This window comes from Neptuniibacter sp. 2_MG-2023 (genome assembly GCF_030547495.1).
Lineage (GTDB): Bacteria > Pseudomonadota > Gammaproteobacteria > Pseudomonadales > Balneatricaceae > Neptuniibacter.
The window spans coordinates 55454-73609 of record NZ_JAUOQC010000008.1; the positions used below are offsets into that span (position 1 = coordinate 55454).

24 protein-coding genes and 3 tRNA genes are annotated in these 18156 nt (G+C 42.1%); 19 read left to right on the top strand and 8 right to left on the bottom strand.

The annotated features are described in order from the left end of the window. Positions 1 to 6 precede the first annotated feature (6 nt). From Q4486_RS09385 to Q4486_RS09405, 5 genes are all read left to right on the top strand, one after another. Positions 7 to 357 (top strand): PilZ domain-containing protein, encoded by a 351-nt coding sequence (locus Q4486_RS09385; RefSeq protein ID WP_303417926.1) that lies wholly within the window; start codon positions 7 to 9, stop codon positions 355 to 357. A gap of 12 nt (positions 358 to 369) precedes the next feature. Continuing rightward, a complete protein-coding gene (locus Q4486_RS09390) occupies positions 370 to 1149 on the top strand; it encodes a TatD family hydrolase (RefSeq protein WP_303519187.1) in 780 nt (259 codons plus the stop codon). Between the two features lies 1 nt (position 1150). Continuing rightward, complete coding sequence (locus Q4486_RS09395; RefSeq protein ID WP_303417930.1) at positions 1151 to 2050, top strand: radical SAM protein; 900 nt, start codon at positions 1151 to 1153, stop codon at positions 2048 to 2050. 159 nt (positions 2051 to 2209) lie between these two features. Next, positions 2210 to 3310, top strand: coding sequence for a malate dehydrogenase (locus Q4486_RS09400; RefSeq protein WP_303417932.1), 1101 nt, complete (start codon positions 2210 to 2212; stop codon positions 3308 to 3310). A 70-nt stretch (positions 3311 to 3380) separates the two neighbouring features. Further along, on the top strand, positions 3381 to 3788 hold the full coding sequence (locus tag Q4486_RS09405) for a secondary thiamine-phosphate synthase enzyme YjbQ (RefSeq protein ID WP_303417934.1): 408 nt from the start codon (positions 3381 to 3383) through the stop codon (positions 3786 to 3788). Positions 3789 to 3831: 43 nt separating this feature from the next. Here the strand turns inward: Q4486_RS09405 and Q4486_RS09410 are convergent, their stop codons facing one another. The 6 genes from Q4486_RS09410 to Q4486_RS09435 all read right to left on the bottom strand — a co-directional run bounded on the left by Q4486_RS09410 (position 3832) and on the right by Q4486_RS09435 (position 6785). Then, on the bottom strand, positions 3832 to 4395 hold the full coding sequence (locus Q4486_RS09410) for a chemotaxis protein CheW (protein WP_303417936.1): 564 nt from the start codon (positions 4393 to 4395) through the stop codon (positions 3832 to 3834). 219 nt (positions 4396 to 4614) lie between these two features. Continuing rightward, positions 4615 to 4926 (bottom strand): TusE/DsrC/DsvC family sulfur relay protein, encoded by a 312-nt coding sequence (locus tag Q4486_RS09415; RefSeq protein ID WP_303417938.1) that lies wholly within the window; start codon positions 4924 to 4926, stop codon positions 4615 to 4617. Positions 4927 to 4929: 3 nt separating this feature from the next. Further along, positions 4930 to 5229, bottom strand: a complete 300-nt coding sequence (gene tusB, locus Q4486_RS09420; protein ID WP_303417940.1) for a sulfurtransferase complex subunit TusB — start codon at positions 5227 to 5229, stop codon at positions 4930 to 4932. Between the two features lie 2 nt (positions 5230 to 5231). Continuing rightward, positions 5232 to 5597: a sulfurtransferase complex subunit TusC gene (gene tusC / locus Q4486_RS09425; RefSeq protein WP_303519188.1), complete on the bottom strand. Its 366-nt coding sequence runs from the start codon at positions 5595 to 5597 to the stop codon at positions 5232 to 5234. Positions 5598 to 5600: 3 nt separating this feature from the next. Next, the gene (gene tusD / locus Q4486_RS09430) at positions 5601 to 5993 is read right to left on the bottom strand and encodes a sulfurtransferase complex subunit TusD (RefSeq protein WP_303519190.1); all 393 of its coding nucleotides are present in this window, start codon (positions 5991 to 5993) and stop codon (positions 5601 to 5603) included. Between the two features lie 111 nt (positions 5994 to 6104). Beyond that, on the bottom strand, positions 6105 to 6785 hold the full coding sequence (locus Q4486_RS09435) for a Bax inhibitor-1/YccA family protein (protein WP_067864803.1): 681 nt from the start codon (positions 6783 to 6785) through the stop codon (positions 6105 to 6107). A gap of 129 nt (positions 6786 to 6914) precedes the next feature. On the opposite strand from Q4486_RS09435, the gene Q4486_RS09440 reads away from it, so the two are divergent. The 4 genes from Q4486_RS09440 to Q4486_RS09455 all read left to right on the top strand — a co-directional run bounded on the left by Q4486_RS09440 (position 6915) and on the right by Q4486_RS09455 (position 10817). After that, complete coding sequence (locus Q4486_RS09440; protein WP_303519191.1) at positions 6915 to 7667, top strand: pseudouridine synthase; 753 nt, start codon at positions 6915 to 6917, stop codon at positions 7665 to 7667. A gap of 37 nt (positions 7668 to 7704) precedes the next feature. Continuing rightward, positions 7705 to 8727 carry a thioredoxin fold domain-containing protein gene (locus Q4486_RS09445; RefSeq protein WP_303519192.1) on the top strand — a complete coding sequence of 341 codons (1023 nt, stop codon included), beginning with the start codon at positions 7705 to 7707 and terminating at the stop codon, positions 8725 to 8727. 98 nt (positions 8728 to 8825) lie between these two features. Beyond that, positions 8826 to 9578: a 5'-methylthioadenosine/S-adenosylhomocysteine nucleosidase gene (gene mtnN / locus Q4486_RS09450; RefSeq protein WP_303417951.1), complete on the top strand. Its 753-nt coding sequence runs from the start codon at positions 8826 to 8828 to the stop codon at positions 9576 to 9578. A 57-nt stretch (positions 9579 to 9635) separates the two neighbouring features. Beyond that, positions 9636 to 10817 (top strand): alanine--glyoxylate aminotransferase family protein, encoded by a 1182-nt coding sequence (locus Q4486_RS09455; RefSeq protein ID WP_303519193.1) that lies wholly within the window; start codon positions 9636 to 9638, stop codon positions 10815 to 10817. Between the two features lie 74 nt (positions 10818 to 10891). Here the strand turns inward: Q4486_RS09455 and Q4486_RS09460 are convergent, their stop codons facing one another. Continuing rightward, positions 10892 to 11395, bottom strand: coding sequence for a TlpA disulfide reductase family protein (locus tag Q4486_RS09460; RefSeq protein ID WP_303519195.1), 504 nt, complete (start codon positions 11393 to 11395; stop codon positions 10892 to 10894). 251 nt (positions 11396 to 11646) lie between these two features. Between Q4486_RS09460 and Q4486_RS09465 the strand changes: the two genes are divergently transcribed. Both Q4486_RS09465 and Q4486_RS09470 read left to right on the top strand, forming a co-directional pair. After that, on the top strand, positions 11647 to 12516 hold the full coding sequence (locus tag Q4486_RS09465; RefSeq protein WP_303519197.1) for an NAD(P)-dependent oxidoreductase: 870 nt from the start codon (positions 11647 to 11649) through the stop codon (positions 12514 to 12516). A gap of 114 nt (positions 12517 to 12630) precedes the next feature. After that, entirely contained in the window at positions 12631 to 12762 is a 132-nt protein-coding gene (locus tag Q4486_RS09470) for a hypothetical protein (protein WP_269454613.1), read from the top strand. A gap of 70 nt (positions 12763 to 12832) precedes the next feature. Here Q4486_RS09470 and Q4486_RS09475 read toward each other — a convergent pair whose 3' ends face one another. After that, positions 12833 to 13642, bottom strand: coding sequence for a DUF1853 family protein (locus Q4486_RS09475; protein WP_303519198.1), 810 nt, complete (start codon positions 13640 to 13642; stop codon positions 12833 to 12835). 77 nt (positions 13643 to 13719) lie between these two features. Between Q4486_RS09475 and Q4486_RS09480 the strand changes: the two genes are divergently transcribed. The 8 genes from Q4486_RS09480 (at position 13720) to Q4486_RS09515 (ending at position 17988) form a co-directional block, all read left to right on the top strand. Then, positions 13720 to 14025: an excinuclease ABC subunit C gene (locus tag Q4486_RS09480; protein ID WP_303417960.1), complete on the top strand. Its 306-nt coding sequence runs from the start codon at positions 13720 to 13722 to the stop codon at positions 14023 to 14025. A gap of 2 nt (positions 14026 to 14027) precedes the next feature. Beyond that, positions 14028 to 15869 carry an excinuclease ABC subunit UvrC gene (uvrC, locus tag Q4486_RS09485; RefSeq protein ID WP_303519200.1) on the top strand — a complete coding sequence of 614 codons (1842 nt, stop codon included), beginning with the start codon at positions 14028 to 14030 and terminating at the stop codon, positions 15867 to 15869. A 6-nt stretch (positions 15870 to 15875) separates the two neighbouring features. Continuing rightward, positions 15876 to 16424, top strand: coding sequence for a CDP-diacylglycerol--glycerol-3-phosphate 3-phosphatidyltransferase (gene pgsA / locus Q4486_RS09490; protein ID WP_303417963.1), 549 nt, complete (start codon positions 15876 to 15878; stop codon positions 16422 to 16424). Positions 16425 to 16514: 90 nt separating this feature from the next. Further along, positions 16515 to 16589, top strand: a tRNA-Gly gene (locus Q4486_RS09495). Between the two features lie 21 nt (positions 16590 to 16610). Next, positions 16611 to 16684: transfer RNA gene (locus Q4486_RS09500), tRNA-Cys, on the top strand. A gap of 9 nt (positions 16685 to 16693) precedes the next feature. After that, a tRNA-Leu gene (locus Q4486_RS09505) sits at positions 16694 to 16780 on the top strand. Between the two features lie 217 nt (positions 16781 to 16997). Further along, on the top strand, positions 16998 to 17417 hold the full coding sequence (locus Q4486_RS09510) for a hypothetical protein (RefSeq protein WP_303519201.1): 420 nt from the start codon (positions 16998 to 17000) through the stop codon (positions 17415 to 17417). Further along, positions 17410 to 17988: an AAA family ATPase gene (locus Q4486_RS09515; RefSeq protein ID WP_303519202.1), complete on the top strand. Its 579-nt coding sequence runs from the start codon at positions 17410 to 17412 to the stop codon at positions 17986 to 17988. Before Q4486_RS09510 ends, Q4486_RS09515 begins: the two co-directional genes overlap by 8 nt. Positions 17989 to 18156: the final 168 nt, after the last annotated feature.

The following is an 18156-nucleotide window of genomic DNA, read 5'->3' on the forward strand; positions in this document are numbered from 1 at the left end:
CGCTTTATGGTCGCAGTGCCACGTTTAAGCCATGGTATTTTATCGTTAACGATAAAAACCAAAGAAGAGTTGTATGAGGCTTATTTACCGTACATTGTTAATGGCGGTTTATTTATACCTACACTGCGCTCCTACCACCTTGGTGAAGAAGTTTTTATGCTACTGGAGCTGATGGAAGAGGGTGATAAGATACCGGTAACGGGTAAAGTTATCTGGGTTACCCCTAAAGGCGCTCAAGGTGGTCGTACACCCGGTATAGGTATTCAGCTATCGACTGATGATTCAACGTTGATAAACAAAATTGAAAACTACCTTGCAGGCTCTTTAAGTTCTGAGCGAAAGACTAACGCACTTTAAGTTACCCTCCCTATGTTTATTGATTCGCACTGCCATTTGGACAGGCTAGACCTGTCCCCGTACAGCAATGATTTTTCCCAGATGCTTCAGGCGGCAAGTGACCGCAAAGTCGAAAAGATGCTTTGTGTTTCCATTGATCTTGCCAATTTTGATGCTATGTATTCCCTTATTGAAAAATATAAGCAGGTTTACGCTTCGGTTGGTGTTCATCCGCTTAGTGCATCTGAAGAGCAGGTAAGTATTGGTGATCTTGTTGCGCGAGCAGAGCGTGAAAAGATCATAGCTATTGGTGAAACGGGTCTAGATTATTTCTACCAAAAAGACACACAAGAGCCGCAACAAGAGAGCTTCAAAAATCATCTGCTTGCCGCAGGTCAATTGGGGCTTCCCACTATTATCCATACCCGAGAAGCTCAACAAGACACCATCTCTTTGATTAAGGCTCATGGTAATTTAGATTCTGCTGGGGTGATGCATTGCTTTACCGAAAGCTTAGCGATGGCAAAAGCATCGCTTGATCTAAATTATATGATCTCTTTTTCGGGCATTATTACATTTAAAAATGCGGCCGATTTGCGTGAAGTCGTTAAAGCGGTGCCTCTGGATCGTATCCTGATCGAGACAGATTCGCCTTATTTAGCGCCAGTTCCTCACCGCGGTAAGAAAAATGAGCCTAAGTACGTTGTTGAGGTTGCTCAATGTGTAGCGGATTTGAAAGGCATTAGCGTGGAAGCGGTAGCCGAAGCCACCCGCGAAAACTTTTATACCTTGTTTAATCAAGCACAGAGATAAAATGCATCTATATCCACCCATTAATTATATAGAACCTGTCTTTCGTCCTCCGAGTGAGGCCAATTCGCTAATATTGCAGGTAACAAATGGGTGCAGTTGGAATCGGTGTACTTTTTGTGAAATGTATACACAGCCCCAGAAGAAGTTCAAACCTAAAGCCCAGCAAGAGATCGTTGAGGATCTTAAGCGTTGTGCGCAATCCCTCGCGGGCGTAAGGCGTGTCTTTTTAGCTGATGGTGATGCAATGGCGCTCTCCTTTGAACGCCTCAAAGACATTCTGCTGGCGATAAAAGAGTACCTGCCAACGGTTAGTCGAGTTTCCTCTTATTGCTTGCCTCGTAACCTGAAAAATAAGAGCGTTGAAGAGCTAGCAGAGCTTAAACGTTTAGGCTTATCGCTACTTTATATTGGTGCAGAAAGCGGTAATGATCAGATTCTTTCAAAAATAGACAAAGGGGAAACATTCCAAACAACAGTTGATGCGCTGCATAAAATTAAAGGGGCGGCTATCAAATCATCGGTAATGATCATCAATGGTATGGGTGGCATTAATTACACTGAGCAGCATGCTTTTGATTCAGCAAGACTCGTCAATGAGACTCAGCCAGACTATTTGGCTACTCTTGTGCTGTTTTTTCATCAAGGGGAAGAGGATTTTATTTCAGCATTTGGTGATGATTTTGTCATGGCATCCCAACGTCAGCTTATACAAGAGATGGAACAATTTATAACCAATCTTGAGTTAGAACAAACCATTTTCAGAAGCGATCATGCTTCAAATTATTTAGTGTTAAAGGGGGTTCTTAATCGGGATAAGGAGAAATTGTTATCCATGATTAATAGTGCGCTCTCTCTAGATAATCATATACCACTTCGTTCCGAGTCTTCTCGTGGCTTATAAGCCACTTCAAGAAATATCCTTATTGCTGGCTTTTCAGCGACGATTAGCGCTATATTTTCTATCTATAAGGTGAATTAATTACATTCCCGCTCCAAATTGTTATACTTTGGTATTAAGTATAATGATTTGTTGTAAGTATATTCTACGAGGTTATAAGGTATGAGACGTCCCGTTCGTATTGCGGTCACTGGAGCAGCTGGTGCAATAAGTTATAGCTTGTTATTCAAAATAGCCGCTGGTGAGATGATGGGCAAAGATCAACCCGTTATCCTTCAATTAATTGAATTACCTCACGCAATGGATTCATTACGCGGCGTTGCGATGGAGTTGATGGATTGTGCTTATCCTTTACTCCACACGATTACACTCCATGATAATGTTGAAGGGGGCTTCAGAGGCGCACATTATGCGCTTTTAGTCGGTGCCAAACCGCGTGGCCCAGGCATGGAACGACGTGACCTCCTTGAAGAAAATGCAGCGATCTTTGCTCGCCAAGGCAAAGCGTTAAATGATTTTGCTAACCGTGACGTAAAGGTTTTAATTACAGGTAACCCTGCAAATACGAATGCGTTGATTACCAGTCGTAACGCGCCTAACCTAAGCCCCTCACAATTTACATGTTTGACGCGTTTAGATCATAACCGCGCAAAAGGGATCCTTGCCAATCACTGTGGTGCGACTACGCGTGATATAGGTGGCATCATGATTTGGGGCAACCATTCTCCAACACAATATCCAGATCTACACCAAGCGACAATTCTTGGCAAACCCGCTATGTCTCAGATTGATACTGCGTGGTATAGAGATGAATTTATACCTAAAGTACAGCAGCGTGGTGGAGAAATTATCGAAGCTCGCGGGCTTTCAAGTGCTGCCTCAGCCGCACAGGCTATTGTTGACCAGATGCGTGATTGGGTATTAGGAACTGACCCAAGCGAGATTATCAGTATGGGTATATTAAGTGATGGTAGTTATGGGATTGCTAAAGGTATTTTCTATTCCTTCCCTGTTCGCTGTAACTATGGTCGTTATCAAATCGTCCATGATATTGAAGTAGGGGAGTTTAGTCGCCAACGTCTGACAGCGACTGAGCAAGAGCTGCTTGATGAGAAAGAGATCGTTGAGCACCTTCTACCTAAAGAAACAGAAGAATCACATCAGAATTTATCGATCTGTTTACGTTCAGGGGTCACCTTGTATGCGGATAATGCAGGCCCTGATGTAGAAAGTAAGTTTATGACAACCAACCGAGTTATGTGATTGTAGATTCCTCACCGCCATAGACTCAATATTCTTGCTAAAATGCCCCTTTTAAAAAGGGGCATTTTTTATGGTCGACATGCTTAGGGTTATTACGCGCCGCCAAGGTTTATATGAATTTACATCGGATTTAGAGCTATTAGTGGAGCGCTCAAAAGTAACTGATGGTATCTGCAACCTTTTAATTCAGCATACAAGTGCGAGTTTAGTTATTCAGGAAAATGCAGATCCTAGCGCTCAAGCGGATCTTGAAAAATGGCTTAATCGCTTAGTACCTGAAGGTGATAGTTTATATACTCATATCTTTGAAGGCGCTGATGATATGCCCGCGCATATAAAGGCAGCTTTAACCGCAAGTTCTCTTTCTATACCGATTAAAAATGGGCGATTGTGCTTAGGCGTGTGGCAAGGTGTGTTTTGTTGGGAGCATCGCCATGCGGGCAGTAGGAGGGAAATAGCTGTTCATATAGGTCAGTAATTAAAGGCTACCTTTGGCAGCCTTTAATATATTAAAAAGGCGTTTAGAAGGCCTCTTCATTTTCATCTAAAGGGGTAATGCTTTGTAGCATTTTGAATATATCTAACAAAATAATCAAAATATTATTGTAATAGCACACACCCATTACAAAGCGTTTTGTGGTTTCTTCGCCGGTTGCATTAGGGGCTCGATCAATATCATTTTGCGGCAGATTAATAACCTCATCGGCACTATCGACCACTAAACCGACAACTTCCTGTTCGTTATATTCAACCACGATAATACGCGTATCATCATTTGGTTTGTGGGCGGCTATCCCAAATAGAAGTCGTGTATCAATAACCGTGACTACGTTACCGCGTAGATTGATAATACCTAGGACATAATCATCAGAGCCGGGAACGGGAGTTATTTCGCTGTAACGCAAAACTTCCTTAACTTGGACTACATCTATGCCATAAAGCTCATTATCAACCTTGAATGTTGCTAGTTGATGGTAGACCACTTCCTCTTGATTGCTTCGTCTGCTCTCAGATGATTCTTTTTGCTGAAAAGCTTGGTCTGTTTGTAAGCTCCGAAGGTGTTCAGCTGCTGATTCTAAACCCATGGTGTTCTACCCATCCAAATTCACTACACAAAAGGTCTCTTTAAAAAATGACTTTTTAAAAAGGTCCTATACTTTTATTCGAGTATCCCATAGCTTGGATACTATTGAAAAGCTTAGAAATATACTTTGTTAAGCATAGACTAGCTAAGCGGGGCTGAAAACCGCAGATATGGAAAAAACAGGGGTGGATTTCAGCTTATCTAATAATTTGTGGGTTAATTAAATACAGTTGTCAGGCTTAGGTAGGCCGGCAATCTTGGCAATGATTTTAGCGGGGCTTCCCGGGAATAGTTTCATCAAGTAGATACTCTTGCCTTTATCTTTTCCAAGTTTCAAGGAAACGGCTTTTACTAGCGGACGCATAGCGGGTGAAAGCTGATAAGTTTGATAAAACTCTCTTACAACATTGATAATTTCTAAATGTGCGTCGGTTAAGCTAATGCCTTCTGTAGTAGCAATTTGTATAGCCATTTCAGGAGACCAATCGCTTAAATCACGCAAATAACCCTCATCATCAAATTCTATCGGCATGTTTTAGTACCAGCTGACAATTTTGTCGTGTTCACAGCTTAGTTTAACAAAGCCTTGGTCATTAACGCTGCTAAATCTAGGTGAGAGTTTATCTTCTAGACCGCGTGCTTGGATGTCAGCTTCTAGTGCGCTTAGTTGAATATCATCAGGCGATAAAGCTTTGAAAATGCTTTGATGAGCTTCTAAGGCGCTATAAACCGCATCCTCAATAAGTAGTACGGCATCGCCAGAGGAGAGGCCATTTAACATATTTAGGTATAGCGACCTATTCTGGGGTGTTTTGTTAATTACATGTAAAGTCATAATCAAAAAGTCAGTACAGAATCATTTTGTTGGATAAGTGATGCAATAGCATCTCTTTGGATAAGTGTTACCGGTATAGCTAAATCGTTTTCAGCTAAGCCTATGCTTTCTAAGTCTTCTTCGGTTATATAGATATTTTCAATATCATACATAGGTAGAGCACTGAGCATTGCTTCATGTTTTTTCATGCTCAAGGCGTCAGGGGATTGGTTGTTGATGAGTTGGTACAAGCCATCACCGATAAAAAGAAGGGATACCGGCATTTCAAAAATGGAGCAGGTTAGCGCAACATCAAGAGACTCTCTTGCCTTGCTTGATCCATAAGGCGCCGATTGGTTGATAATTAATATGCTTTTTTTATCAATCATCTCTTAATTCCCAAAAGTGATAACACGGTCTGAAACCGCAATGGCTTCAGCAAGCTGGCCTAGTCCAGATAGTTCAAACCCTAGAGCAAGATTAGCATTTTCTTTATTGTATCGTTGGGCTTCATTATCGTCTAAAACACCGCGTTTCACAGCAGCGGCAATACATACCACAAGATCTAAGTTATGTGTTTTAGCAAGCGACTGCCAGGAGCTTAAAAGGTTAGTTTCATCTTGAGGAGGCGCAATCTGTTGATTAGCCACGAGCACGCCATCACCATAATAAAAAATACGGAATATTTGATGACCTTCCTCTAACAAGCACTTCGCATAGCGGTAAGCGGTTGAGGAGGTTTGCGCACTAAAGGGTGAGGCATGGACGATTAAAGAGAATTTCATAGTATCTGCTGGTTGGAAGTCTGAGTTAGGCGCTATTTTTCATCAGTTACAAAATAAAAAGCCCCGCTATCTTATCAAAGAAAGCGGGGCTTTTTTATACTATTACTTTAATTAGTCATCGCTAAGCACGCCAACAAGGCTAAGCAGATGAATGAATAGGTTGTAGATGTTTAGATACAAACTAACGGTCGCCATAATGTAGTTTGTGTAAGTACCGTTTACGATATTGCTTGTGTCATAAAGGATAAAACCACACATCAGCAATACGACAAGAGCGGAGAATGCCAAATGTAGGGCGCCTAGCTGTACACCGAAAAGTGGCAATACAAATAAGGCAACCATAGCAATAATCGCGACCATCATACCTGCTGCTAAAAAGCCTCCCATAAAGCTGAAGTCTTTTTTGCTTGTCAGTACATAAGCGGATAAACCAAAAAAGGTTAAGCCTGTCATGCCAAGCGCTGTCATTACAATCTGCCCACCATTTGCCATGGCAAGGTAGTTATTAATGACTGGGCCTAGTCCAAAGCCCATCATGCCGGTAAAAAGGAAGACTAGCGGAAGAGCAGCAGCACTGTTCTGCTTCTTATTCAAAATGAATAACATAACAAAACTAAGTATAAAGCTGCCTAAGTAAACGATCATTGGCATTTGTAGCAGCATTGAAATGCCTGCTGTAATTGCACTAACGACCATCGTCATAGCAAGTAGCATGTAGGTATTTCGAATTACTTTGTTCGTTTGTAAAACTGATTGTTCAGACTGAACATCATAAGTGTTTACGTTACGCATGTTATCCTCGAAGAAAATCCTTGTTTAATATACCTCTATATATAAGCATTTTACTGGGTTTTTCAAGGTCTCTTTACATAGTTTTACGCTCACGTAGAATCAGCCGTCCTCCAAACAGATGAAATAAGCATGAATAATTTAAATATACTCTTTGAAGATGATGACATTATTGCCCTAAATAAACCCTCAGGTTTATTAGTTCATCCTAGTTGGATAGCGCCGCGGGGCACGCCAAATCTAGCCTCAATGCTTAAAGAGTATTTTAATGGGGGGAGCCCTTACACAATTCACCGATTAGATCGGCCAACATCGGGGGTGATTTTGTTTGGTAAAAATAAAGAGATCGCTCAAAAAATGAATTTACTCTTTGCCGAGCGAAAAGTTGAAAAAACTTACCTCTGTATGGTGAGAGGCTATACTCCCGAAGCAGATCTTATCGATTACGCGTTGAAAGAGGAGCTAGATAAGATCGCGGATAAGCACGCTAGTAAAGATAAAGAGGCGCAAGAGGCTGTTTCAGAATATCGACGATTAGCGACGGTAGAGTTAGATATTCCAGTTGGTCGATATGAAAAGTCACGCTATTCGTTGGTTGAGGTAAAGCCTAAAACGGGTAGAAAGCATCAGATTCGTCGTCATATGAAACATATCTTCCATCCCATTATTGGTGATACCAATCATGGGGATAATAAACATAACAAATCGTTTCGTGAGAACTTCGATTTACAGCGTTTAATGTTAATGGCATCCAATATTAAATTTGAGCACCCTGTCACCCAGCAGATGATGGATATTAGTGCACCAGTTGATCAATATACAGATCAATTATTTAAAAAGTTTGCTTGGGATGGATTGTACCTCTCGGAACAAACACTCATTTAAAGACAAGTATCCAGATTGGATAAGCGCAGGTGGTTAAATGCATAAATGGTTGATGTTTTTAGTTGTAATAAGCTTAGGTGTAATCAATGCTTATGCCGATGAGCCTGAGGTGGGTACTCAGATCATTAACTATTCAGGTACTGTAGTTGAGGAGCCTTATTGGTTCAAAGACAGTTTTTTAGACCTTGCCGATGATATTCAAGAAGCGGACGAGGAGGGGAAAAGCCTATTACTTTATTTTCATCAGGCAGGTTGCCCTTATTGCTATAACTTAGTGCAGCAAACCTTTTTGGATCCTCAGTTAAGCGTCTTTATTCAGGAGCATTTTGATGTTATTGCCCTTAATTTATGGGGAGATCGAGAGATAACATTACCTAGCGGTGAAGTATTTACAGAGAAAGAGCTTGCGGTTAAATGGAAAGTACAATTTACGCCAACGCTTGTCTTTTTTACAGGGGACCCAGAACCTAGTCTAAGAATTGATGGTTATCGTAGTAAAGCGATGCTCGCCAAAATTATGGACTATGTGATTAGCGGTTCACAAGAACCATTTTTAGCCCAACAGATTATCAGTAAAGCGAATGGCGTTGAGCTTTACCCTTCCTCGGTTTTTAACGAGCTAAAAACATCATCCCAATTAAATACAGATCAGCCCGTTGCTATACTATTTGAATACCCTGGCTGTGCGGATTGTGAACAGCTTCATAAAACGGTGTTGTCGCGTAAAGATACTCATCAGCTACTATCGTCTTATCAAGCGTTAAGAGTTGATCTATCTGATGAAAAAACGCTACTTGCGCTACCGGGTCAAACGCCTAAAACAGCTAAGCAGTGGGCGGATGATCTAGGCTTAACCTATTTCCCTAGTCTCGTGTTATTTGATACAAATCATCAAGAGCGTTTTAGGATTGATAGCTATGTAAGGTCATTTCATTTCCAAGCGGCTTTGGAATATGTAAGTCAAAAAATATATGAAAGAGAGCCCGAATTTCAGCGCTATATCAATGAACGTGCGGATAATTTACGAGAGATGAAGAAAAAGGTCGTAATCGTCGAATAAGCAAGACTTCAATGCTATTTTTTTGTTGACAGCTGTGATCTAATCCGCGACGGATTCTCAACATACTTTATATAATAAAACGACGGTAACAGTCTCTAATGAGCACAGATCAAAATATGGCTGATCTGCTTAAGCAGAAAAGCGGTAATGTACGCATCGGAATCATCGGTGCAATGGATGAAGAAGTGAAACTGCTTAAGGCCTCTCTTGAAAATAGAGAGGATCACACCGTTGCCGGATATCATATACATACAGGGCAATTACACGGTAAAGATATTGTCTTACTCAAGTCGGGCATAGGTAAAGTAAACGCGGCTATAGGCACGACTATTTTACTGCAAATGTTTAAGCCTGATTGCATCATAAACACAGGTTCTGCTGGTGGTTTCGATCCAGAGCTGAATGTAGGCGATGTGATTATCTCGTCTGAGGTTCGTCATCATGATGTTGACCTTACCGTGTTTGGTTATGCTTATGGACAAGTCCCTCAACAGCCTGTTTCATTTATGCCCGATGAAACCTTAGCCGCTGTCGCTGAACGCTGTATCTCTCGTATGGATGGAGTCAAAACGGTACGTGGTTTGATCGCTACCGGCGATCAATTTATGAACGATCCCGTTCGAGTTGAGCGTAAGCGTAGCCTATTTCCTACGATGAAAGCGGTCGAGATGGAAGCTGCAGCTATAGCACAAGCTTGCTATCAATTTTCAACTCCCTTTATTATTATTCGCGCACTTTCTGATATTGCCGGTAAAGAGTCAGGAGTTTCCTTCGATCAGTTTTTAACAACCGCCGCTAAACATTCTGCAGAAATGATCATTGCAATGATTGATGAGTTAGCCGTCAACTGATACAAATAGAGCCTTAATAATTTACCAGCTTTAGCAAGCGTTAAATAAGGCTCTATAATGACAACTTCTTTTCACCCCCCTGTACGTACACTTATGGGCCCTGGTCCCTCTGATGTAAGTCCTCGTGTGCTTGCCGCTATGGCGCGACCAACGATTGGGCATCTTGATCCTGAATTCATCCGTATGATGGATGAAGTGAAAGCGATGCTCAAAACCTGTTTTAAAACTAACAATGAGTTAACTATGCCTATTTCGGCCCCAGGTTCCGCTGGAATGGAAGCCTGCTTTGTTAACCTTATTGAGCCTGGTGACAAAGTTATTGTTTGCCAAAACGGTGTATTCGGTGGACGTATGAAGGAAAATGTCCTTCGCTTCGGTGGTGAGTGTATTCTTATCGAAGATGAGTGGGGAACTCCGGTTAACGTAGAGAAAGTAAAAGCTGCGTTTGCGGAGCACACAAATATTAAAGCCTTGGCTTTTGTTCATGCAGAAACGTCCACGGGTGTTCGCTCGGATGCTAAGGCCCTTTGCGCCATCGCCCATGCTAATAATGCACTGTCTATTGTCGATGCAGTTACCTCATTAGGTGGTATTGAACTTGATGTGGATGGCTGGGGTATTGATGCGATCTATTCAGGTACGCAGAAGTGTTTGTCATGTCCTCCGGGTATCTCGCCGGTTAGCTTTAGTGATAAGGCGGTCGATGTGGTTAAAAACCGTAAAACGCCTGTTCCAAGCTGGTTTTTAGATACAAACTTAGTGATGGGTTACTGGGGAGGGGGCGGTAAGCGCGCTTATCACCATACCGCGCCGGTAAACTCTTTATATGCGCTTCACGAGTCGTTAGTTATGCTTGAGGAGGAGGGCTTAGAAAATGCTTGGGCTCGGCATGAAAAGCATCATCAAGCGCTGCGCGCAGGTTTAGAGGCTATGGGAATCGGCTTTTTAGTTGAGGAAGGTAGTCGTTTACCGCAACTGAATTCAGTTTATATCCCTGAAGGTGTTGATGATGCAGCGGTACGTACCGCATTACTGCAAAACTACAATCTTGAGATCGGAGCCGGTCTCGGCGCCTTAGCTGGTAAAGTTTGGCGCATAGGTTTGATGGGCTCAGCGGCAACGCAACGTAATGTTATGCTTTGCTTAGATGCATTGGAAAACACTTTAGTTGATATGAAAGCACCTATTAATATAGGTGTTGCAGCGCAAGCGGCTGCGGCCGTATTTGCGGCTGAATAACGTGAGTTATCTAAAGATAAACCGGCTTTTGTAAGCCGGTTTTTTTTATTAGGCGTTAATGATCTATTTGTCTTTTAATGGAGAGCTTTGTTTATTAATTGGATGGAGTCATCACTATCCCAATCTCTACCGCCCAAGGTTCGTAAAATTAACTCACCTTCTTTATCCAGAAGAAGGGTCATTGGCAAACCTCTTATACCAAATCGTTGATAAGATTCTCCCTCTTCATCAAGTAAGATGGGGAAGGTCAGTTCTGTCTCAAGCTCAAGTAAGAAGCTAGAAACTGCTGTTGAGCTTTCACCAATATTGATCGCTATTATTTCAAAAGGTTGCTCAGAGAAATGCTCTTTTAACCGCTGCATGGATGGCATCTCTTTTACGCAAGGCGGACACCATGTGGTCCAGAAATTAAGGAGTATGATTTTTCCTTTATAATCTGCAAGGTTCACCGTTTCATTATCTGCATCTTTTAGGCTGAGTTTATAAAGTTCAGAGCCGGTTTCCCCATGTGCGCTAAGAGTCATGCTGAAGGTAATAAAGAGCATCAGCATAAGGCCAATAATTTTACGGAATTTCATTTGATTACCTACTAATGATTTTCAATCATTCTAACAAATTAGTGAGGGTTGTTTTACCTTATGCTGCTTATTGTTACCTTAATCTTATAGAGATATTTTTAGCTAATGCTTGGCGGCCCAATGTTTACTTAAACTTTATAAACAACTAGAAAAAAAGAGATGCTTTTGCTTAACTGTTGATTCTTTTAAGTCGTCATGTGGCTTTTTTTAGTACCAATTCATTAGTTTAACCAGCAATTTATAGGATGATTATGAACGTAGCATTCATTGGCTTAGGCGTTATGGGATACCCAATGGCAGGGCATTTATCTAAAGCTGGCCATCAGGTTAAAGTCTATAACCGAACAACAAGTAAAGCTGAAAGCTGGGTGAAGGAACACAAAGGTAGCTACGGCATTACGCCAGCAGAGGCCGCAACGGGCGCAGAGATCATATTTGTTTGTGTAGGTAACGACAATGATTTACGTGATGTAATTTGTGGTGAAGACGGCGTTCTCAAAGGTATTTCAGCGGGCGCGATACTCGTTGATCATACAACTGCTTCAGCAGAAGTGGCTAGAGAGATCTATGCAATCGCTCAAGGACAAAATGTTGGCTTTCTTGATGCGCCCGTTTCAGGTGGTCAGGCAGGTGCAGAAAATGGTGTATTAAGTGTCATGGTTGGTGGCGATGAAACGTCGTTCGCAAAAGCCTCGCCAGTTATTGAGGCTTACGCAAAATCTATACGTTTACTGGGAGAGGTAGGCTCAGGACAGCTAGCCAAAATGGTTAATCAGATCTGTATAGGTGGATTGGTGCAGGCCCTTTCTGAGGCGGTTCATTTTGCCAAATGTTCAGGTCTGGATGCTGAGCAAGTATTCGATGTAATTCAGCATGGTGCTGCGGGCTCTTGGCAGATGGCTAATCGCCATCAAACGATGATTAATAATGAGTTTGAATTTGGTTTTGCTGTCGATTGGATGCGGAAAGATTTTGATATAGTACTTTCTGAAGCTCGTAAAAATGGCGCTCGTTTACCTGTTACCGCATTAGTGGATCAGTTTTATGCGGACGTGCAAGCGATGGGAGGTGGGCGTTTAGATACCTCAAGTTTGCTGAAGCGATTAGAAATAGACGAATAAAGCCCTTTTATTAGTATGGTTTTTGTGGCCTAGATGCGGATAGACATCATCATTTGAAACTATATAATAAAGTCGATCTCAAAATTATTATTAAAGAATACCAAGGACCGTTCTATGGATAAGTATAGTTTGATCTCTGTTGCACCAAGCTTAGTTATTGTTGCCGCAATGATTATTGGCACAGTGGTTGGCATCGCAACCCTTAAAAAAGTTATAGCTAAAGACGCTGCTTCTGCAGAAAAATAAGTTGTAATTTTGTCAGGCAGGCTAACAATGGTTAGTCTGCCTGAATTACTGTAGGGCAGTATACTTCCTCTTATTCGCACCATTGATTAGGTACGATAAACCCCCGATCGACTTCTCCTCCTGTTGTTTTATCAAACCTAACAACCAATAACGGTTTATCCGAGCCGTCTATAACTAGTTTAAATTGGTTTAGTGTTTTTAGACTGTTTACCTTAGGTGATAGCCAATAAGGTTTTTCGAGAATAGCATAATTAAATTGCTCGCTGAGCAGATGTTGTTCCTGTTGCTTTATCCACCAGCCTTTTTTGTGATCAGGGTTGATTTCAGGATGTAAGGTGCTTAATTTGCACGGTTGTGACAAGTGGTAAAATAGATAACCTTGTAACAACATAAGTTTTTTGGAAGGGTGTATATTTAACACCTCGCACTGAGCGCGACCCGCAGGGCTATCAGATAGGCGAAGTTGGTGGTTCAATAATCGTTGGTGTTTTCGATCTAATCGGTCCCGTTTATTCGGTCCGATGAAGTGAGAAAGTTGGCTGCCGTCACCTACACAAAGATAGAATTTAACTGCACATTCTAGATGAAAATCGTACTGCTCTGTTCGGCCTAGGAAGTCATATTCGCCGAGAGTTTTCTTTTGCTCTATGACTTGTATATTTCTTTTTAATTCAATTGGTTGTATCTGCTTATTGATAACTTGATTAACAAGTTGCTCGTAGTAGTGACCTATACGATTGTGGGTTGAAGTTACCTCTAGCGTTTCAAAAGCTAATGGGGTTTCAGCTTCATTAATCCAGTCGACTGCTGATGTGATCTCATCATTGGTCAGCTTCATTAAAGAGGGGCATTTTAATATCCAAAAAAGGTCGTCTATCATATGAATTATCTAGTTACACATAGGGCTTTAATCGCTTAAAGTATGCCTTAACTCGAATTTGGATTAAGAGAGAAATAATGAGCAGCACAAATAGCAATAAAAAACCGTTAAATGAGCAAAACCGTGAAGTGATGCTCTCTGATTCTGATATTAACAGTATCATAGTTAATGGGGCTCAAATTTCACTTATGAAGTTGCGTAGAGCGCGCAGCACTGATGCTCAGCTTTGCTATTACGCAGAAATTGGCGTTTATCTTGAAGTTTCTTTATCTAGAGGCGCAGGTATTACTGATGAAACTCTTGAAACCCTTGAAGAGATTCATCGTATAGCCACCCATGAATATATGGATACTCGTAAACTTGAGGCGATGGCAGATAATTAAGCGTGCAACAGGATAATACGACAGAGGGCTTTGATGCCAAAGGCTTCCTTAAGCAGCTTACAACACGCCCTGGCGTTTATCAGATGTATGATCAGGCTGATAAGTTGCTTTATATTGGTAAAGCTAAAAACTTAAAGAATCGCGTTAGTAGCTATTTCAGAGCGACGGGACTGAGCATAAAAACAGCCGCATTAGTCGCTAAAATAGCCGATGTGCATGTAACGGTCACTAATAGTGAAACCGAAGCGCTGCTGCTAGAACAGAACCTAATAAAGCAATATAGACCGCCCTACAATATCCTGCTTAGGGATGATAAGTCCTACCCCTATATTTTCATTTCCGATAAGCACGCCTATCCGGCTGTCCAGTTTAGTCGTGGAGCTAAACGGAAAAGCGGGCGTTATTTCGGTCCATTTCCTAGCGGTGGGGCTGTTCGAGATAGTTTGAACTTACTGCAAAAAATCTTTCAAATACGTCAATGTGAAGAGAGCTTCTTCAAAAACCGTTCACGACCTTGTCTTCAGTATCAAATTAAACGCTGCACAGCCCCTTGTGTTGAAGCTATCTCAGAAGAAGCTTATCGAGAAGATATACGTCATGCGGCTATGTTTCTAGAAGGAAAAAATAGTGCGGTCATGGATGAGGTGGCGAGCCGAATGGAATCAGCCTCGAATGACTTGGATTTTGAGCAGGCGGCGACCTACCGTGATCAATTGATCAGCTTGCAGAAAGTACAGGAACAGCAATATGTGTCAGGTAAGCAGGGTGATGCCGATGTGATTGCCTGTGCGATAAAGCCTGGCGGTGTTTGTATCCATATGCTTTTTGTTCGTGGTGGTCGTATTATTGGTAGTAAATCATATCACCCCAAAGTGGCTATAGAGGAGAGTGAATCAGAGATACTCTCATCGTTTATTGCACAGTGGTATCTTAGCGGCGTTCGAGATATTCCATCTTATGTTATTGCTTCTGATGAGGTTACAGATAAATCTTGTATAGAAGACGCGTTGGCAAAAGCAAAAGATAAAAAAGTCACCTTAACCCATCAGGTCAGAGGCGAAAGAGCAGGGTGGCAAAAATTGGCATATACAAATGCCGAGCAACAGCTGAATAGCTTCCTAGCCAATAAAAAGAATATTTATAATCGTTATTTGGAACTTCAAGAGCTTCTTGGACTTGAAGAAGTGCCGCAACGTTTAGAATGTTTTGATATTAGCCACAGTTCAGGTGAAGCAACGGTTGCTTCTTGTGTAGTGTTTGATCGTAACGGCCCTCTTCAAAGTGATTACCGGCATTTTAATATTGAAGGCATTACCGGCGGCGATGATTACGCCGCTATGCACCAAGCTTTACATCGGCGTTATACCCGTCTTAAAAAAGGTGAAGGGAAGCTACCTGATGTTTTGATTATTGATGGTGGTAAAGGTCAAGTCACGCAGGCTATGGAGGTATTAGATGAGCTGTCGATCAGTGGCGTGCTTGTAATTGGTATCGCAAAAGGCCCTACGCGCAAAGCTGGCTTTGAAGTGTTAATATCAGGTGATACCGGCGAAGAAACTGTACTTGAAAGCGATTCAGCGGCCTTGCACTTAATGCAGCATATTAGAGACGAGGCCCACCGTTTTGCTATTACAGGCCACCGGGCAAGACGAGGTAAAGCTCGTAAAAAATCAGTTTTAGAGGATATTCCAGGCGTTGGCCCAAAAAGACGGCGTGAATTACTGCGTCATTTCGGTGGAATACAAGAAGTTGAGCGTGCGAGTATTGAAGAAATTGCAAAAGTCTCTACCATAAGCCAGACCATAGCCGAAGAGATCTACTCGGCACTTCATCCTGATGTATAAGAATTGATGAAAATACCAAATATACTGACAAGCTTACGCATTTTACTAATACCTGTATTCGTACTCGTTTATTATTTGCCTTATGAATGGGCACCTATAGCGACAGGTTGCGTGTTTGCTATCGCCGGCTTTACGGACTGGCTCGATGGCTATTTAGCTCGCAAGTTGGATCAAGCGTCGCCTTTTGGGGCTTTTTTAGATCCTGTGGCTGATAAGTTACTGGTAGCTATATCGCTTGCATTGCTAGTAGAAGGGTACGCAAATTGGTGGATTACGATTCCCGCCGTGGTTATTATCGGCAGAGAGATTGTTATCTCAGCCCTACGTGAGTGGATGGCAGAGGTAGGTAAACGCTCAAATGTTGCGGTTTCTTACATTGGTAAGGTGAAAACTGCCTTGCAGATGTTGGCCATTATGTTGATGATTGTTACTGAGCCTTATACGACTATTTCTTGGGCTGGGATTGCGGCTTTGTATATAGCAGCCATTCTAACTTTATGGTCTATGTATCAGTATCTTAGAGCTGCTTGGCCCGCTTTATCTGAAGAGATGTAAGTGGTTAATAATTAAGCATAATTTTTTTATCGTAACAGTGTTGACTTATAATAGGGGAACTCTATAATACGCACCACTTGTTACAGCAGAGCGGGAATAGCTCAGTGGTAGAGCACAACCTTGCCAAGGTTGGGGTCGCGAGTTCGAACCTCGTTTCCCGCTCCATATGCTAGATCAAGTTATAGAGGCGCGGTGGCAGAGTGGTCATGCAGCGGACTGCAACTCCGTGTACGCCGGTTCGATTCCGACCCGCGCCTCCATTAAAATTCGCCCGGGTGGTGAAATTGGTAGACACAGGAGACTTAAAATCTCCCGATCGTAAGATTGTACCGGTTCGAGTCCGGTCCCGGGCACCACTTTTCGTGGTGCACTTTAAACCCCGCAAGTTAACGCTTTCGGGGTTTTTTGTTGTCTTTTTTTATGTACGCTCCTGTAATTTATAGCCCACTCGAGTGCCGAATGAGTGCTGCCTTGATAGGCAAGTCAAGTCTCGATTAGCTTAAGGCTATAGCTCTTTTTTGTAGCGATCTGCTACAATCAGTAATGAGTTAATAAAATGATAGAGCGTACGATATGGCAAAAGCACATTCCCCGTTGCGTTTAGATGCAAATCTAGTAGAGCAAGCCAAACTATCAGGAAAGCATCTCCACCGTTCGACAGCGGAGCAGATCGAGTATTGGGCGGACATTGGGCGCAGTGTATCTAAAGTAATTACGCCAGAGACTTTGCTACAGCTCTATGCAGGGTTGGTAAAAGTTAAAGTAGAGCCAGTAGATGGTCCAACTGTAGATCCTGATAGACTCTTTGATATCTTGGAAGATGATCGGGTAGCGGGTTGTCTCCAAGATAATATTACTTCTAGCTCATTAAGGTATCAGGCTTCAGCTCAATATCTTGGAATGCTAGAGCAGATTGCTTTAGATGGCACTGTTATTGTAGGTCAGTTCGAAAATGGTAAATTTATCCCATCCGCTGGCGTGATTTGTGAGTAATTCCAAGCAGTTATGGATGCTTGTTGGTGGAAATGGTGCAGGCAAAAGCACCTTCTACCGTAAATACCTTGAACCAAAGGGTGTGCCATTTGTTAATGCCGATGTGCTCGCAAAGCAAGTCTTTCCTGATGATCCAGAAGGCAATAGTTACGAGGCTGCTCAGTTAGCTACGCAAATGCGTGAGCAGTTACTGATCGATGGTGCTAATTTTTGCTTTGAAACCGTTTTCTCTCATCCCTCCAAAATCGACTTTGTCGCTAAGGCTAAAGCGTTGGGTTATCAGGTTGTTTTAGTATTTATTCATGTTGATAGCCTTTCATTGAATAAAGCTCGAATATCTCAACGAGTAGAGGAAGGTGGACACTTTGTGCCGGATGATAAGGTAGAGGCCCGTATCCCGAGAACGTTAGCAAATGTCCGAAGCGTACTTCCTCTATGTGATCATGTAAGAATTTTAGATAATTCCAGTTGCGGCAGTCCGTATGAGCAAGTAGCTACTATTCGGAATCAAGCGATCACTGAGCATAAGAAACCATTGCCTGCCTGGGCGTCAGATTTGTTATACGCATAACGGGCGGCATAAGTTCAATTATCCATATTATTTCGTATTCCGATTCAGGCTTGGGCTCGAGTCCCGCTTTTTGATGTTTTTAAGCCCCGCAAGTGAGTGCTGTCCGTTTTTTTGTTGTCTTTTTTACAGCTTAGTTGGTGTGGAATTTAGCGGCCTTTCACTTTTCTG

Bases quoted from the DNA above. Each gene is read 5' to 3' on its own strand.
- Q4486_RS09385 (WP_303417926.1), top strand. From the start codon at position 7: ATGGTCGCAGTGCCACGTTTAAGCCATGGTATTTTATCGTTAACGATA.
- Q4486_RS09390 (WP_303519187.1), top strand. From the start codon at position 370: ATGTTTATTGATTCGCACTGCCATTTGGACAGGCTAGACCTGTCCCCG.
- Q4486_RS09395 (WP_303417930.1), top strand. From the start codon at position 1,151: ATGCATCTATATCCACCCATTAATTATATAGAACCTGTCTTTCGTCCT.
- Q4486_RS09400 (WP_303417932.1), top strand. From the start codon at position 2,210: ATGAGACGTCCCGTTCGTATTGCGGTCACTGGAGCAGCTGGTGCAATA.
- Q4486_RS09405 (WP_303417934.1), top strand. From the start codon at position 3,381: ATGGTCGACATGCTTAGGGTTATTACGCGCCGCCAAGGTTTATATGAA.
- Q4486_RS09410 (WP_303417936.1), bottom strand. From the start codon at position 4,395: ATGGGTTTAGAATCAGCAGCTGAACACCTTCGGAGCTTACAAACAGAC.
- Q4486_RS09415 (WP_303417938.1), bottom strand. From the start codon at position 4,926: ATGCCGATAGAATTTGATGATGAGGGTTATTTGCGTGATTTAAGCGAT.
- tusB (WP_303417940.1), bottom strand. From the start codon at position 5,229: ATGACTTTACATGTAATTAACAAAACACCCCAGAATAGGTCGCTATAC.
- tusC (WP_303519188.1), bottom strand. From the start codon at position 5,597: ATGATTGATAAAAAAAGCATATTAATTATCAACCAATCGGCGCCTTAT.
- tusD (WP_303519190.1), bottom strand. From the start codon at position 5,993: ATGAAATTCTCTTTAATCGTCCATGCCTCACCCTTTAGTGCGCAAACC.
- Q4486_RS09435 (WP_067864803.1), bottom strand. From the start codon at position 6,785: ATGCGTAACGTAAACACTTATGATGTTCAGTCTGAACAATCAGTTTTA.
- Q4486_RS09440 (WP_303519191.1), top strand. From the start codon at position 6,915: ATGAATAATTTAAATATACTCTTTGAAGATGATGACATTATTGCCCTA.
- Q4486_RS09445 (WP_303519192.1), top strand. From the start codon at position 7,705: ATGCATAAATGGTTGATGTTTTTAGTTGTAATAAGCTTAGGTGTAATC.
- mtnN (WP_303417951.1), top strand. From the start codon at position 8,826: ATGAGCACAGATCAAAATATGGCTGATCTGCTTAAGCAGAAAAGCGGT.
- Q4486_RS09455 (WP_303519193.1), top strand. From the start codon at position 9,636: ATGACAACTTCTTTTCACCCCCCTGTACGTACACTTATGGGCCCTGGT.
- Q4486_RS09460 (WP_303519195.1), bottom strand. From the start codon at position 11,395: ATGAAATTCCGTAAAATTATTGGCCTTATGCTGATGCTCTTTATTACC.
- Q4486_RS09465 (WP_303519197.1), top strand. From the start codon at position 11,647: ATGAACGTAGCATTCATTGGCTTAGGCGTTATGGGATACCCAATGGCA.
- Q4486_RS09470 (WP_269454613.1), top strand. From the start codon at position 12,631: ATGGATAAGTATAGTTTGATCTCTGTTGCACCAAGCTTAGTTATTGTT.
- Q4486_RS09475 (WP_303519198.1), bottom strand. From the start codon at position 13,642: ATGATAGACGACCTTTTTTGGATATTAAAATGCCCCTCTTTAATGAAG.
- Q4486_RS09480 (WP_303417960.1), top strand. From the start codon at position 13,720: ATGAGCAGCACAAATAGCAATAAAAAACCGTTAAATGAGCAAAACCGT.
- pgsA (WP_303417963.1), top strand. From the start codon at position 15,876: ATGAAAATACCAAATATACTGACAAGCTTACGCATTTTACTAATACCT.
- Q4486_RS09510 (WP_303519201.1), top strand. From the start codon at position 16,998: ATGGCAAAAGCACATTCCCCGTTGCGTTTAGATGCAAATCTAGTAGAG.